The following is a 1,000-nucleotide window of genomic DNA, read 5'->3' as shown; positions in this document are numbered from 1 at the left end:
CTTTGCAGCCAAAACAACCTCCAAACCAGGATTTTGCAAGCCGATTGCATTGAGCATACCAGCAGGCGTCTCTGCTACCCTTGGAGTTGGATTGCCAAAACGTGGTTCAAGTGTTGTCGCCTTGATCATAATAGAACCTAAAAGGTCTAAATCATAGTACTTGGCATACTCTTGACCAAAACCAAAACAGCCCGATGCTGGAATAATCGGATTTTTCAAATCCAAGCCAGGTAGAGAAACTTGTAAACGATTTCTAGTCATGATTTTCTCCTTATAATACAACTGTTCCTGTGCGGAAAACAGGGCCATCTTCACAGACGCGTTGGCTGACTGTCTCGCTTTCTGGCACTTTTAGGACGCAGGCATAGCAAGCTCCCATCCCACAAGCCATACGAGATTCCAAAGATAGATAGGCTCTTGGATGGTTATAGAAGGTTTGATTGATATACTTCATCATTCCAGGAGCCCCACATGAATAAACAGCATCAAATTGATTGTCTAAATCCTTGATAACAACGGAAACATTTCCCTTGATACCATAAGAGCCATCATCTGTCGTTACAAAGACCTGCCCATATTGGGCCAATTCCGTCTCTAAAATAACAGCATTCTTGTTGGCAAAACCGAGGACTGTCACTACTTTCACACCACGCGCATGCAATTCCTTAGCCACCTCAAGCAAGGGAGGTACACCAATCCCCCCACCAACTAAGAGAACCTGGCTCTGATTGTCCAGTTCAGACAAGTCAAATCCATTCCCCTGAGGCCCCATCACATCAAGAGTATCTCCCTGACTTAAGGTTGAGAAAATAGCTGTCCCAGCCCCTTCAATCCGATAAATGAGATGACACTGCTTCTTAACCTTATCGATAGATGAAATTGAAATAGGACGACGCAAGAGATGGGCGTCATCAGGCACACGCAGATGAAGAAATTGGCCTGCTCGCATGGCTTCAACCATTTCTCCTTCTAGGACTAATTCAAAGATTGCTGGCGCGAT

The 1,000-nt window shown here is 44.9% G+C and carries 1 protein-coding gene and 1 pseudogene; both read right to left on the bottom strand.

What is annotated here, in order from left to right; translation table 11 throughout:
- Positions 1-261 (bottom strand): annotated as a pseudogene (locus SMIDD26_RS12725) (dihydroorotate dehydrogenase catalytic subunit); the annotation flags it as partial.
- Between the two features lie 10 nt (positions 262-271).
- Positions 272-1,000 (bottom strand): dihydroorotate dehydrogenase electron transfer subunit (locus SMIDD26_RS04085; protein ID WP_134990156.1); only part of this gene is annotated, 729 nt, incomplete at its 5' end.

This window comes from Streptococcus mitis, assembly GCF_001579035.1.
GTDB classification, from domain to species: Bacteria; Bacillota; Bacilli; order Lactobacillales; family Streptococcaceae; genus Streptococcus; species Streptococcus mitis_J.
The sequence above is the reverse complement of the archived record's forward strand: the minus strand, read 5'-3'. Positions and strand labels throughout refer to the sequence as shown.